Genomic DNA, 13,129 nt, shown 5'->3' on the forward strand with positions numbered 1-13,129 from the left:
TCCGATTTATTCCAGTTCGAGGATGATCGCGTCGACCGGCAGGCTCTCGCCCTGCGCCGCCGACACGCTCTTCACCACGCCCGCTTTTTGCGCGCGCAGGATATTCTCCATCTTCATCGCCTCGATCACGGCGAGAGGCTGGCCGACCTCGACCTTGTCCCCTTCCTTGACGTTCAGCGCGACCAGCAGGCCCGGCATCGGACAGATCAGGAAACGCGACAGATCCGGCGGAATCTTCTCGATCATATGCTTGGCATGCACCGCCGCATGAGCGGGCAGGATGCGCAGCTTGTGGCTGGCGCCGTGGGCGGTCAGCACGAAGCCCGAACGCACCGGCGCGATCTTCACCGCCAGTTGCTCCTCGCCGAACTCCGCCTCGATCAGCCGGTCGCCGGGCGTATATTCGAGCGCCAGCTCGATCGCCTCGCCGTCCACGGTGACATCGTCGCCGTTGATCACGACGTCATGGATCGCGTCCCCGATCTTCACCTGCCAATCGGTCGGCGGAGCAAGGCGCTTGCCCAATTGCCCCTCGATCCGGCGAGCGCGATCCGCCTGCGCCATGGCGGCAAAGGCGCCAATGGCCGACAGCCGCTTCAACAGCGTTTCGGAAGCCGGGGCGCCAGTGAAGCCCTCCGGATATTCCTCCGCGATGAAGCCGGTGGTGATGTTGCCCGAGCGGAACCGCTCATGCTGCATCAGCGCCGAGACGAAATCGATATTGTGGCCCGGCCCCTCAATCTCGAACTGGTCGAGGGCCGTGATCTGCTTATCGATCGCCTCCAGACGGGTCGGCGCCCAGGTGATCAGCTTGGCGATCATCGGGTCGTAGAACATGCTGACCTCGCCGCCTTCGACCACGCCGTCATCGACACGCACCTTGGCTCCGGTTTCATCGGCTCCGGACTCAGGCGGATTGTAGCGGATCAGGCGCCCCGTCGAGGGCAGGAAGCCGCGATAGGGGTCTTCGGCATAGACGCGATTCTCGATCGACCAGCCGTTGATCTTCACATCCTCCTGCCGGAAGGACAGTTCCTCGCCATTGGCGACGCGGATCATCTGCTCGACCAGGTCGAGGCCGGTAATCTCCTCCGTCACCGGATGCTCGACCTGCAAACGGGTATTCATTTCCAGGAAGTAGAAGCCGTCGCCAGTCTTGTCCGCGCCCGACACGATCAGCTCGACCGTACCCGCGCTGAAATAGCCGACCGCGCGTGACAGGGCGACGCACTGCTCGCCCATCTTCTTGCGCATTTCGGGGCTGACGAAGGGCGAAGGCGCTTCCTCTACCACCTTCTGATGGCGGCGCTGGATCGAGCATTCGCGCTCGTTCAAGTAAACGATGTTGCCGTGCTGATCGCCCAATATCTGGATTTCGATATGGCGCGGGCTTTCGATGAACTTTTCGATGAACACGCGGTCGTCACCGAAGCTGTTGAGGCCCTCCCGCTTTGTCGCTTCGAAGCCCTCACGCACGTCCTGCTCGCTATAGGCCAGGCGCATACCCTTGCCGCCGCCGCCGGCCGACGCCTTCATCATCACCGGATAGCCGATCTCGTTCGAGATGCGGACGGCATGCTCGGTATCCTCGATCACGCCGACATAGCCGGGAACGACGTTGACGCCGGCAGCCTTGGCCAATTTCTTGGATTCGATCTTGTCGCCCATGGCGGCGATGGCGTTGGCGGGAGGGCCGACGAAGATGATGCCCTCAGCGTCCAGCGCCTTGCGGAAGCTCTCACGTTCGGAGAGGAAGCCGTAGCCCGGATGCACCGCATCGGCGCCGGTTGCCTTGCACGCCTCGATGATCTTGTCGGCGAGCAGATAGGACTGGGCGGCGGGCGGCGGGCCGAGATGCACCGCCTCATCCGCCATCAGCACATGGGGGCTGCGCGCGTCGGCGTCCGAATAGACGGCGACGGTCTTGATACCCATCTTCCGCGCGGTGCGGATGACGCGGCACGCAATTTCGCCACGGTTCGCGATCAGGATCTTGGTGATTGCCATTATCTGTCCTTGCCCCAGTCCTATTCCTCTCGCCCTTTGGGCGAGTTGCCGAAGACCCGCTCTCCCTGTCGGGAGAGATAGGTCGCCAGCGTGCGTGTAAATTACTCCGCCGCCTCCAGATGCCCATGCGGCTGCGCCATCATCGGCGCCAGCCCGAGCTTGGAAAGCAGCGCGCTATCCTTGTCATCCCCGGCATTGGCCGCCGTCAGCAGCTTGTCGCCGGTGAAGATGCTGTTCGCCCCCGCCATGAAGCAGAGCGCCTGACAGGCCTCGCTCATGCTCTCGCGTCCGGCGGACAGCCGCACCATCGAGCGCGGCATGACGATCCGCGCCACGGCAACGGTGCGGACGAACTCCACCTCGTCGATCTTGGCGAGCGGCGTATCCTTCAACATATCGCCCAGCACGGTCCCGGCCACCGGCACCAGCGCGTTGATCGGCACGCTTTCCGGATGCGGCATGGTGCCCAGCGCGTGAAGAAAGCCGATGCGGTCGCTCCGCGTCTCACCCATGCCGACGATCCCGCCGCAACACACATTGATGCCCGCGTCGCGGACATTTTTCAGCGTCTCGATCCGGTCCTCGAAGGTCCGGGTCGTGATGACGTTGGCGTAATTTTCCGGCGAAGTGTCGATATTATGGTTGTAATAATCCAGCCCAGCATCCGCGAGCTGCTTTGCCTGACCGGACGACAGCATGCCCAGCGTCATGCAGGTTTCCATGCCCATCTGGCGAACACCCTTCACCATTTCGATGAGCTTGGGCATGTCCCGTTCCTTGGGATTGCGCCACGCCGCGCCCATGCAGAAACGGCCCGAACCATGGTCCTTCGCCTGCGCCGCCGCCTGAAGCACGGCCTGCACGTCCATCAGCTTGGTGGCTTTCAGGCCGCTTTCCGCCTCGGTCGACTGGCTGCAATAGCCGCAATCCTCCGGACAGCCGCCGGTCTTGATCGACAGCAGGGTCGAAAGCTGCACTTCATTGCGCGGAAAGTTCGCACGATGGATCGACTGCGCCTCGAACATCAGGTCGTTGAAGGGCAAGTCGAACAGCGCGGCGATCTCGTCGCGGGTCCAGTCAGTGCGAGGCGTAACGGTCATTATGCGGCTTCCTCCAGCCCCGCCGGGGGCATGTTGTGGCCGAGGAGACGCAGCACATCGGCGGCGCATTCCACGACGTTGGAGCCCGGTCCATAAATCCCTTGAACGCCCGCGTCACGGAGGAAGTCATAATCCTGCGGCGGAATGACCCCGCCCGCGATCACCTTGATGTCGTTGCGGCCCTTTTCCCGAAGCTGCCGGATGAGGTCGGGGATCAGCGTCTTGTGCCCGGCGGCAAGCGACGAAGCGCCCACCACGTCCACGCCGCTCTCCAACGCCAGCACCACCGTTTCGTCGGGCGTCTGGAACAGCGGCCCCGACACGATGTCGAACCCCATGTCCCCAAAGGCCGACGCGATCACGTTGGCACCCCGGTCGTGACCGTCCTGCCCCATCTTGGCGATGAGGATTTTCGGCTTGCGACCGAGGCGCCGCTCGACGGCCTGCACCCCGTCAAGAACCTGTTTCCACCGGCTGTCCTGCGCATAAGGCTTGCCATAGACGCCCTTCACCGGCGTCGGCTGCGTGCCGTAGCGGTTGAAGCTGTCCTCCATGGCGGCCGAAATTTCGCCCAGCGTGGCACGCGCCCGCGCCGCTTCGACCGCATGGGCAAGAAGGTTGTTCTCGATCGACTGATCGCCCGCAGCCGCCTGACGCAACGATTCCAGCGCGGCCTGACACGCTTCCTCGTCACGCTCGGCCTTGACCCGGTTGATGCGGGCGATCTGCGCCTCGCGAACCTTGGTGTTGTCGACTTCCAGCGTCTCCAGCAGGTCTTCGTTCGCCAGGCGATATTTGTTGACGCCGACGATGACGTCCTCGCCCCGGTCGACGCGGGCCTGACGGGCGGCGGCGGCGGTTTCGATCATCGCCTTGGGCCAGCCTGCGCCCACGGCCTTCGCCATACCGCCTTCGGCCTCGACGCGGTCGATGATCTCCTGCGCGGCGTCGACCAACTGCTGGGTCAAAGCCTCGATATAATAGCTACCGCCCAGCGGATCGACGACATTGCACATGCCGGTCTCTTCCTGGATGACGATCTGCGTGTTGCGCGCGATACGGGCCGAGAAGTCCGTCGGCAGCGCGATCGCTTCGTCCAGCGCGTTGGTGTGCAGCGACTGCGTGCCGCCCAGCATCGCCGCCATCGCCTCGATGGTGGTGCGCATGACGTTGTTATAGGGGTCCTGCTCGGTCAGCGATACGCCCGACGTCTGGCAATGGGTGCGCAGCATCTTGGAGCGCTCGTCCTTGGCGCCGAGCTTTGTCATCACCCGATGCCACAGCACGCGGGCGGCGCGCAGCTTGGCGATCTCCATGAAGAAGTTCATGCCAATCGCGAAGAAGAAGCTGAGCCGCCCGGCGAACTTGTCGATATCGAGGCCCGAAGCCACCCCGTAGCGCACATATTCCGCGCCGTCCGCGATGGTGAAGGCCAGTTCCTGCACCTGCGTCGCCCCGGCTTCCTGCATATGATAGCCGGAGATGGAGATGCTGTTGAACTTGGGCATCTCGCGGCTGGTATAGCCGAAAATGTCCGAGATGATCCGCATGCTGGGTTCGGGCGGATAGATATAGGTGTTGCGGACCATGAACTCCTTCAGAATGTCGTTCTGAATGGTTCCGTCCAGCAGCTTGCGCTCGACCCCCTGCTCCTCGCCCGCGACGATGAAGAAGGCCAGGATCGGGATCACCGCGCCGTTCATGGTCATGGAAACGGACATCTGGTCGAGCGGAATGCCGTCGAACAGGATCTTCATGTCCTCGATCGTATCGATCGCCACGCCCGCCTTGCCGACGTCACCGACGACGCGGGGATGATCGCTGTCATAGCCGCGATGGGTGGCCAGGTCGAAAGCGACCGATAGCCCCTTCTGCCCTGCCGCCAGATTGCGGCGATAGAAGGCGTTGGATTCCTCAGCGGTGGAGAAGCCCGCATATTGCCGGATGGTCCAGGGACGCCCCGCATACATGGAGGCGCGCACGCCACGCGTGAACGGCGCGAAGCCGGGCAGGCCCGGATCGACGGTCACGTCCTCCGCCGTGTAGAGCGGTTTCACCGTGATCCCCTCCGGGGTTTCCCAGTTGAGATCCTTGCCCTTCACTTCCTTGGCGGAGGCGGCGGCCCACTGATCCAGCGTCGGCTTCTCGGTCATCTTTCCTACCCTTATTCCTCTCCCGCAGGCGGGAGAGGATACGCAGGCTTGGCGGCTTGTCCGCCTAGCCGAAGTTGGAGTGGGCTGTTCCGGCCCACCCCGCTGCGACTAGGGCCTGCTGCGCAGCCCCAAGTCTCGCTGCCCCTCCCGCATGCGGGAGGGGTGGTGTTAATGTGCGCCCTCTTTCGGCGTCTCCATGATCTCCGTCAGCACCCCGTTCATATCCTTGGGATGGACGAAGAAGATCAGCGTCCCATGCGCCCCGATGCGCGGCTCGCCCAGCACCTTCTTGCCGAGCCCCTCGAACCACTTCTTGGCTTCATGGATGTCGGGCACTTCATAGCACATATGATGCTGCCCACCCGCCGGGTTCTTGGCGATGAAGCCGTGGATCGGGCTGTTCTCACCCAGCGGCTCGATCAGTTCGATCTGCGTGCCGTCGGTGCCATTCTCGCCGGGCGTGTCGACGAAGCACACCTTCACCCCCTGCGCGGGCAGGTCGAAGGGCTCGTGCGTCAAAGTCGCGCCCATGACGTCGCGATAATAGGCCAGCGAAGCCTCCAGCGAAGGCGTCGCCACGCCGATATGGTTCAAGCGACCGAGTTTCATACTACTTCACCATTCTCGTCACCCCAGCGAAAGCTGGGGTCTCATGCCCCAAAAGCTCCGTCTGGCCGCCTGAGATCCCAGCCTTCGCTGGGATGACGGCCCGGGCCGTCACAACGGAATATTGTCGTGCTTCTTCCACGGATTTTCGAGCGCCTTGTTGCGCAGCTTGCGCAAGCCAAGGGCGATCCGCTTGCGGGTCGAATGCGGCTGGATCACCTCGTCGATGAAGCCCTTGCTCGCCGCCACGAACGGGTTGGCGAAGCGGTCTTCATATTCCCTGGTCTTTTCCGCGATCTCCTCCGGCGTCTTGCCGCGGAAGATGATCTCCACCGCGCCCTTGGCGCCCATCACCGCGATCTCGGCCGTCGGCCACGCATAGTTGAGGTCGCCGCGCAGATGCTTGGACGCCATCACGTCATAGGCGCCGCCATAGGCCTTGCGGGTGATGACGGTGATCTTCGGCACGGTCGCCTCGGCATAAGCGAACAGCAGTTTCGCGCCATGCTTGATGATGCCCGAATGTTCCTGCGCTGTCCCCGGCAGGAAGCCCGGCACGTCGACGAAGGTGACGATGGGGATTTCGAACGCATCGCAGAAACGCACGAACCGCCCGGCCTTCTTGGACGAATTGATGTCCAGCACGCCCGCCAGCACCATCGGCTGGTTGGCGATGATGCCGACGGTCTTGCCCTCGACACGCCCGAAACCGCAGATGATGTTGCCCGCATGGGCCGGCTGCACTTCGAAGAAGTCGCCCTCGTCCACCACCTTGCGGATCAGCTCATGCATGTCATAGGGCTGGTTGGCATTGGCTGGGATCAGCGTGTCCAGGCTCTCCTCGATGCGATCCCACGCATCGGCGCTCGGCCGTTCGGGCACCGGCTCCTTGTTGGAAGCGGGCAGAAAGTCCACGAAATCGCGCACCGCCAGCAGCGCCTCAATGTCGTTCTCGAACGCCACGTCGGCCACGCCCGACTTGGTGGTGTGCGTCACCGCGCCGCCCAGTTCCTCCTGCGTCACGACCTCATTGGTGACGGTCTTCACCACGTCCGGCCCGGTCACGAACATGAAGCTCGAATCCTTCACCATGAAGATGAAGTCGGTCATGGCGGGCGAGTAGACCGCACCACCCGCGCACGGCCCCATGATCACGCTGATCTGCGGCACCACGCCCGACGCCAGCACGTTGCGCTGGAAAATCTCCGCATAGCCGCCCAGCGAGGCCACGCCTTCCTGGATGCGCGCGCCGCCCGAGTCATTCAGGCCGATGACCGGCGCGCCGACCTTCATGGCGATGTCCATGATCTTGCAGATCTTCATCGCGTGCCGCTCGGACACGGCGCCGCCGTAAACGGTGAAGTCCTGCGAAAAGACATAGACCAGCCGGCCGTTGATCGTGCCCGATCCGGTCACGACGCCGTCGCCGGGGATATGCTGCTCGTCCATGCCGAAGTCGATGCAATTATGCTCGACATACATGTCCAGCTCTTCGAAACTGTCCTCGTCCAGCAGCACTTCCAGCCGCTCGCGGGCCGTCAGCTTGCCCTTGGCATGCTGGGCGTCGATGCGGCGCTGGCCGCCGCCCAGCCGCGCGGCATCGCGCTTGGCTTCGAGCTGTTCAATGATGGCGAGCTTCGACATATAAGACTTCTCTCCGGCTTGTCGCGGACTCCTGCGCCCGCCCTTTCCAACCTTTTCGCATTTTCGCAAATGCGATTTTGCCAATTTGCAAATCGCGATTTTGCAAATTATGGACAAATCATGGCTCGCGGCAATCGAATCTTTGCAGGACCCCGCCTGCGGCAACTCCGTCTGGACCATCGCATGGATCAGGCGACCATGGCACAGGCGCTTGGGATTTCCGTATCCTATCTCAGCCAGATGGAAAATGACGATCGCCCCCTCACCGCCAAGGTGAAGGCCGCGCTCGCCAGTGCCTTTCCCACCGACTGGGCCAGTTTCGACAGTCGTGAGGACGAACAGTTGCTGGGCGCCTTCACCTTCGCGCTCGCCCATCCCGAACTTCCCGGCGTCCCGATGGAGCCGGAACGGATCGAAAAGCTGCACCTGCAATTCCCCGAATTCGCGGCGCGCTATGTCGATCTCTACAACGCCCATATGCGCGCCAACGAACGCATCAACATGATAGAGGAGGCGATCGCCAACGATCATGCGGTGCAGGCCCGCCTCCCCTGGGAAGCCGCGCGCGACTGGTTCCATGAGGCCGGCAATTACGTCCACAGCCTCGATTGCCTGGCCGAGGACATGGCCGCCAGCTTCACCGCCGGGCAGGTTCTGGACGAAGGCATGCTGGTCGAAGCGCTCGCGCGCCGCCACGGCATCGAAACGCTGATCGCGGAGACGCCCGATTCCGCGCTCCGATCCTATACCAGCGTGGAGAAGCGGCTGTTCATCAACGCCGCCCTGCCGACGGAGAGCCGCAAATTCATGCTCGCGCATCAGCTCATGATGCTGGAGGGGCAGGCCGTCATCGCCGACGTGGTGAACAAGGCCGCCCTGCCGGTCCTGGGGGCCGATCGCCTTCTCGCCATCGGCCTCGGCAATTATGCGGCGGGCGCGCTGCTGATGCCCTACGCCCAGTTCCGCGAAGTCGCCCGCGAGGTCCGCCATGACATCGACCGCCTCGCCCGCCGCTTCGGGGTGAGTTTCGAACAGGCCTGCCATCGCCTCTCGACCCTTCAGCGGCCGGGGCTGCGCGGCATTCCCTTCTTCTTCTGCCGCGTCGACATGGCCGGCAACATCACCAAAAGGCACAGCGCGACCCGCCTGCAATTCGCCCGCTTCGGCGGTGCCTGCCCTTTGTGGAACGTCCACGAAGCCGTCGCCATCCCCGACCGGATCAACGTCCAGCTCGGCGAAACGCCGGACGGCGTACGCTATGTCTCCATGGCGAAGGGTCTCGTCAAACCGCTGGGCAGCTACAGCCGCACCCCGCGCCGTTTCGCGGTGGTGCTGGGCTGCGAGATCGCCCATGCGGCCAATTTCGTCTATGCCGACGGCCTGCAACTGGAGGTGGAGGGCGCCGCCACCCCGATCGGCATCACCTGCCGCCTCTGTTCCCGGCAAAGCTGTGATCAGCGCGCCTTCCCACCCGCCGACCGCCCGATCCACGTCGATCCCGACAACCGGCAGATCGTGCCCTACTGGATCGGTTAGCCGGGCAATTCCAGTGCCTCGTCCAGAAAGTCGAGAAAGGCCCGCACCCGTGCGGCCAGCCGGTCCTGCGCGGAATAAAGCGCGTGGATATCCTCTCCGTCCCCCGTGCTGAAATCGCCCAGTACCTCCACCAGCCTCCCTTCCCGCACATCGCGCGCGACATGAAAGCGCCCGTGTCGCGCGATACCGCCTCCCGCGATCGCCATCTGCCGCACGACCTCGCCCGAATTGCCGAAAAACCGCCCCTGAACCGGGCGCTGCACGACCCGCCCACCGATCCGGAAGGGCCAGCTGTCCACCGACCGGCGAAAGCTGAATTGCAGGCAGTCATGCCCATCCAGTTCCTCCGGCGTGCGCGGCGTTCCCCGCGCGGCGAGATAGGCGGGACTGGCGACCAACAGCATGCGGCTATGCCCCAGCTTCTTCGCTCGCAATCGCGTATCCCGCAAAGGTCCGATGCGAATGGCGATATCGGCCCGTTCCTCCACCAGATCGACCACCGCATCCGACAAGGCCAGATCGACCGCCACGGCCGGATGGCGCCCCAGGAAATCGGGCAGGATCGGCAGGAGGCACTCCGTACCGAAGGAGACGGACGCATTGACCCGCAAAAGCCCGCGCGGTCCCTGCTCCTGCTGCCCCAACCCCGCTTCGACGTCGGCCATCTCCGTCATCAGCGCCATCATCCGGTCGCGATAGGATGCCCCCTCCAGGGTCAACGCCAGTGACCGCGTGGTCCGCCGCAACAATGTGACGCCAAGACGCTGCTCCAGCCGCCCGATGCTCCGGCTCACGGCGGACGGCGTCAGCCTCAGCGTCTTGGCGGCCGCTGCGAAGCTGCCTTCCCGCGCGGCGGCCAGAAATGTCTCGATATCCCCAAAGCGGTTGTCCATCTCTCATCCATGATTTGAAATCACTTCTATAGTGATAGATGTCCTTCTAATCATCAATGGCAACGTTTCTTATTCTTGCACTCATTCACGGAAAAGGAGTGCCCCATGGATCTGAAACTCGCCGGAAAGACCGCCCTCGTCACTGGATCGACGGCCGGCATCGGCTTCGCCATCGCCAAACGTCTCGCAGAAGAAGGCGTGGAAGTCGTCATCACCGGCCGCAACCAGGCGAAGCTGGACGAGGCCGCTGCCCAGATCGCGCCGGTCGGCAAGGTTCGCCCGATCCTGGCCGATCCCGCAACCGCCGACGGAGCGGCCGCATTGATCGCCGCCGCGCCCGACATCGACATTCTCGTCAACAATCTGGGCATATACGAAGCCAGGCCCTTCACCGAAATCTCGGACGAGGATTGGCATCATTTCTTCGAGGTCAACGTCGTCAGCGGCGCGCGCCTCGCCCGCCATTATTTCCCCCGCATGATCGAACGGAATTGGGGCCGCATCATCTTCATCGCCAGCGAAAGCGCCCTGCTGCCGCCTGGCGAGATGATCCACTACGGCATGACCAAGACCGCCCAGCTCGCCATCGCCCGCGGCCTTGCCGAACAGACGCGCGGCACGGGCGTCACGGTCAATTCCGTCCTGCCCGGCCCCACCCGGTCGGAAGGGATCGTCGACTTCATCCGCTCGGTCGTGGAAAACAAGGACGCACCCGAGGCCGAGCGCGAGGCGGAATTCTTTGATAAACTGCGCCCCCTCTCCCTCATCCGCCGCCTGATCGAGGCCGACGAGATCGGATCGATGGTCGCCTATCTCGCCAGCCCGCTCGCCGCCGTCACCAATGGCGCCGCGATCCGGGCGGAAGGAGGGATCATACCCACCATCGCCTGAGATTCCGGCACCCGAAGCTCCGTGCAATCCTGCTTGCGGGAACTGGCCCTGTCGCTCGTCTGTCCCTCCGGTTAAGGAAAGATAGATGAGCGATACGGACATTCTGACGGACACGCCACTGGGCCGCGCACTGGATGACAGCGGTTATGCCCGACTGTCCGGCACCCTTCTGTTCGACCAACTTGCCATCCCGGCCGCCGATTGGGAGGCGTTCGCCCAAAGCTGGGATCATCTTGGTCCCGATCTCTATATGGCCGATGGCGGTCGTTATCGCCGCCGCCGCCATGCCATCCTTGGCTTCGAGAATGGCGGCTTCAGCCGCAAGCCCCATCAGCCGCATTTTCAGAGCCGGGACTATAATCCCCTGAATGGCGATGTGCAGCGCTGGTTCGATCCCGTCGATCAAGCCACCATCGACAATGCCGTGATGCGGTCGATCCTCGCCTTCTGCGCCCGCAATTTTCCCCTGATCGGACGGCAGCATGTTGAACTCCACCAGTTCCGCATCGAAGCGCGCACCGGCGAACTCGGCCGCCCGACGCCCGAAGGCATGCATCGCGACGGGGTGGACTGGGTCTTCGTGATGCTGGTCAAGCGCTGCAATGTCCGTGAAGGCGTCACCCGCATCGGCACGCCCGATGGCAAGGAGCTTGGCGAATTCACCCTCGCCCGCCCCGGCGACGCCGTGCTCGTCGACGACCATCGGATCATGCATGGCGTCACCGAAATCCACCCGGTGGACCCGGCGCAACCCGCCTGGCGCGACGCTCTGGTCGTCACCTTCGCCGCGGAATAGGACCTATTTCAGCAGCACCAGTTCCTCAGCCATGCTGGGGTGCAGGGCGACCGTGTCGTCAAATTCCTGCTTGGTGAGACCCGCCTTCACCGCAATCGCCGCCGCCTGCAAGATTTCGGGCGCATCCGGCCCGATCATGTGCAGTCCGACCACGCGATTGGTCGTGGCATCCACCACCATCTTGTAAAGCGCTCGCTCATCCCGCCCGGCCAGCACATTCTTCATCGGCCGGAAATCGGACGTATAGACCTTGACCGTCCCATATTTGTTCTTGGCCTGCGCCTCGGTCAGCCCCACGCCCGCCAGCGGCGGATGGCTGAACACGGCGGAGGGCACGCAATCATAGTCGACCGTGCGCGGATTATCCCCGAACACCGTGTCCGCAAAGGCATGGCCCTCGCGGATCGCCACCGGCGTCAACTGCATCCGGTCCGTGACGTCGCCCACGGCATAGATGCTCTCGCAGCTCGTGCGGCTATGGTCGTCGACCTTGATCGCGCCCTTGTCGTTCAGCTCCACCCCGGCATTTTCCAGCCCCAGCCCGTCGACATGCGGCTTGCGCCCGGTCGCGAACACCAGCAGGTCGCAGGCGATCGGATCGCCGCTCTTGAAACGGACGCAGAGCGTGCCGTCCTCATTCTTCTCGATCTTCTCCATCTCCGCATTGAAGCGGAAATTGATCCCCTTCATCGTCGATATCTGGAGCAGCCGGTCGCGTATCTGCTCGTCATAGCCGCGCAGCAGCGTATTGGACCGGTTCACGATCGTCACATGGCTGCCGAACTGGTGGAAGATGCCGGCAAATTCATTGGCGATATAGCCGCCGCCGACGATCACGATCAGCTTGGGGCATTCCTCCAGATGGAAGACCTCATTGGAGGTGACGCCATGTTCCGCGCCCTCGATCTCCGGCACGATCGGCCAGGCGCCGGTCGAAACGAGGATATATTTCGCGCTGACCTCCCGCCCGCTGGCCAGCTTCACGCTATGCGGCCCGGTGATCGTCGCGCGCTCGGGGATCAGTTCGACCTTATGGCTGTCGAGCGTATTCTTGTAGAGCCCCTCCAGCCGGTCCACATCGGCCAGCACATTGTCGCGCAGCGTCGTCCATTCGAAGTCGCAATCCGGCACATTCCAGCCGAAACGCCGCGCATCCTTCAGATCCTCGGCAAAATGCGCGCCGTAAATGAGCAGCTTCTTGGGCACGCAGCCGCGAATGACGCAGGTGCCGCCGACGCGATATTCCTCGGCCACCGCGACCTTCGCGCCATGCGCCGCCGCGACGCGGGAAGCCCGCACGCCTCCCGATCCCGCACCGATGACGAACAGGTCGAAGTCGTAGTCGCTCATTCATGCCTCCGCTGGGTTGCGCCCGCATATGGAGCGTCCCCGGCAGAGTTACAAATGAGAATCGTGTGCCTCCCGCAAGCGGGAGGGGCCGGGGGTGGGCGCGAGCGAAGCGAGCTTTGCGCAACCCCTCCACCTCCAAAAGAGGCTAATCCG

The 13,129-nt window shown here is 63.5% G+C and carries 10 protein-coding genes; 3 read left to right on the forward strand and 7 right to left on the reverse strand.

Features of this window, described 5'->3' with window-relative positions:
* Positions 1-6: 6 nt before the first annotated feature.
* From CAF53_RS15765 to CAF53_RS15785, 5 genes are all read right to left on the reverse strand, one after another.
* Complete coding sequence (locus CAF53_RS15765; protein ID WP_100238566.1) at positions 7-2,007, reverse strand: acetyl/propionyl/methylcrotonyl-CoA carboxylase subunit alpha; 2,001 nt, start codon at positions 2,005-2,007, stop codon at positions 7-9.
* Positions 2,008-2,108: 101 nt separating this feature from the next.
* Complete coding sequence (gene bioB, locus CAF53_RS15770) at positions 2,109-3,107, reverse strand: biotin synthase BioB (protein ID WP_100238567.1); 999 nt, start codon at positions 3,105-3,107, stop codon at positions 2,109-2,111.
* The gene (scpA, locus tag CAF53_RS15775; protein WP_046762931.1) at positions 3,107-5,260 is read right to left on the reverse strand and encodes a methylmalonyl-CoA mutase; all 2,154 of its coding nucleotides are present in this window, start codon (positions 5,258-5,260) and stop codon (positions 3,107-3,109) included. The genes bioB and scpA overlap by 1 nt, the downstream gene beginning before the upstream one ends.
* Before the next feature lie 168 nt (positions 5,261-5,428).
* On the reverse strand, positions 5,429-5,869 hold the full coding sequence (mce, locus tag CAF53_RS15780) for a methylmalonyl-CoA epimerase (protein ID WP_100238568.1): 441 nt from the start codon (positions 5,867-5,869) through the stop codon (positions 5,429-5,431).
* 108 nt (positions 5,870-5,977) lie between these two features.
* On the reverse strand, positions 5,978-7,510 hold the full coding sequence (locus CAF53_RS15785) for an acyl-CoA carboxylase subunit beta (protein WP_046762933.1): 1,533 nt from the start codon (positions 7,508-7,510) through the stop codon (positions 5,978-5,980).
* Between the two features lie 120 nt (positions 7,511-7,630).
* On the opposite strand from CAF53_RS15785, the gene CAF53_RS15790 reads away from it, so the two are divergent.
* Positions 7,631-9,046, forward strand: coding sequence for a helix-turn-helix transcriptional regulator (locus tag CAF53_RS15790; RefSeq protein ID WP_046763269.1), 1,416 nt, complete (start codon positions 7,631-7,633; stop codon positions 9,044-9,046).
* Here CAF53_RS15790 and CAF53_RS15795 read toward each other — a convergent pair.
* Positions 9,043-9,939, reverse strand: coding sequence for a LysR family transcriptional regulator (locus tag CAF53_RS15795; RefSeq protein ID WP_100238569.1), 897 nt, complete (start codon positions 9,937-9,939; stop codon positions 9,043-9,045). The genes CAF53_RS15790 and CAF53_RS15795 overlap by 4 nt on opposite strands.
* A gap of 105 nt (positions 9,940-10,044) precedes the next feature.
* Here CAF53_RS15795 and CAF53_RS15800 point away from each other — a divergent pair, with 105 nt between their 5' ends.
* A complete protein-coding gene (locus CAF53_RS15800) occupies positions 10,045-10,830 on the forward strand; it encodes an SDR family oxidoreductase (RefSeq protein ID WP_100238570.1) in 786 nt (261 codons plus the stop codon).
* 85 nt (positions 10,831-10,915) lie between these two features.
* Positions 10,916-11,626, forward strand: a complete 711-nt coding sequence (locus CAF53_RS15805; RefSeq protein ID WP_100238571.1) for a 2OG-Fe dioxygenase family protein — start codon at positions 10,916-10,918, stop codon at positions 11,624-11,626.
* Positions 11,627-11,629: 3 nt separating this feature from the next.
* Here the strand turns inward: CAF53_RS15805 and gor are convergent, their stop codons facing one another.
* Positions 11,630-12,976 carry a glutathione-disulfide reductase gene (gene gor, locus CAF53_RS15810; RefSeq protein WP_100238572.1) on the reverse strand — a complete coding sequence of 449 codons (1,347 nt, stop codon included), beginning with the start codon at positions 12,974-12,976 and terminating at the stop codon, positions 11,630-11,632.
* Positions 12,977-13,129 lie beyond the last annotated feature (153 nt).

The organism is Sphingobium sp. LB126, from assembly GCF_002795205.1.
Taxonomy (GTDB): Bacteria; Pseudomonadota; Alphaproteobacteria; order Sphingomonadales; family Sphingomonadaceae; genus Sphingobium; species Sphingobium chungbukense.

What these genes read in the sequence shown, in the direction of transcription:
- CAF53_RS15765 (WP_100238566.1), bottom strand. Translation starts at nt 2,007, where the DNA reads ATGGCAATCACCAAGATCCTGATCGCGAACCGTGGCGAAATTGCGTGC.
- CAF53_RS15800 (WP_100238570.1), top strand. Translation starts at nt 10,045, where the DNA reads ATGGATCTGAAACTCGCCGGAAAGACCGCCCTCGTCACTGGATCGACG.
- CAF53_RS15805 (WP_100238571.1), top strand. Translation starts at nt 10,916, where the DNA reads ATGAGCGATACGGACATTCTGACGGACACGCCACTGGGCCGCGCACTG.
- scpA (WP_046762931.1), bottom strand. Translation starts at nt 5,260, where the DNA reads ATGACCGAGAAGCCGACGCTGGATCAGTGGGCCGCCGCCTCCGCCAAG.
- CAF53_RS15795 (WP_100238569.1), bottom strand. Translation starts at nt 9,939, where the DNA reads ATGGACAACCGCTTTGGGGATATCGAGACATTTCTGGCCGCCGCGCGG.
- bioB (WP_100238567.1), bottom strand. Translation starts at nt 3,107, where the DNA reads ATGACCGTTACGCCTCGCACTGACTGGACCCGCGACGAGATCGCCGCG.
- gor (WP_100238572.1), bottom strand. Translation starts at nt 12,976, where the DNA reads ATGAGCGACTACGACTTCGACCTGTTCGTCATCGGTGCGGGATCGGGA.
- mce (WP_100238568.1), bottom strand. Translation starts at nt 5,869, where the DNA reads ATGAAACTCGGTCGCTTGAACCATATCGGCGTGGCGACGCCTTCGCTG.
- CAF53_RS15790 (WP_046763269.1), top strand. Translation starts at nt 7,631, where the DNA reads ATGGCTCGCGGCAATCGAATCTTTGCAGGACCCCGCCTGCGGCAACTC.
- CAF53_RS15785 (WP_046762933.1), bottom strand. Translation starts at nt 7,510, where the DNA reads ATGTCGAAGCTCGCCATCATTGAACAGCTCGAAGCCAAGCGCGATGCC.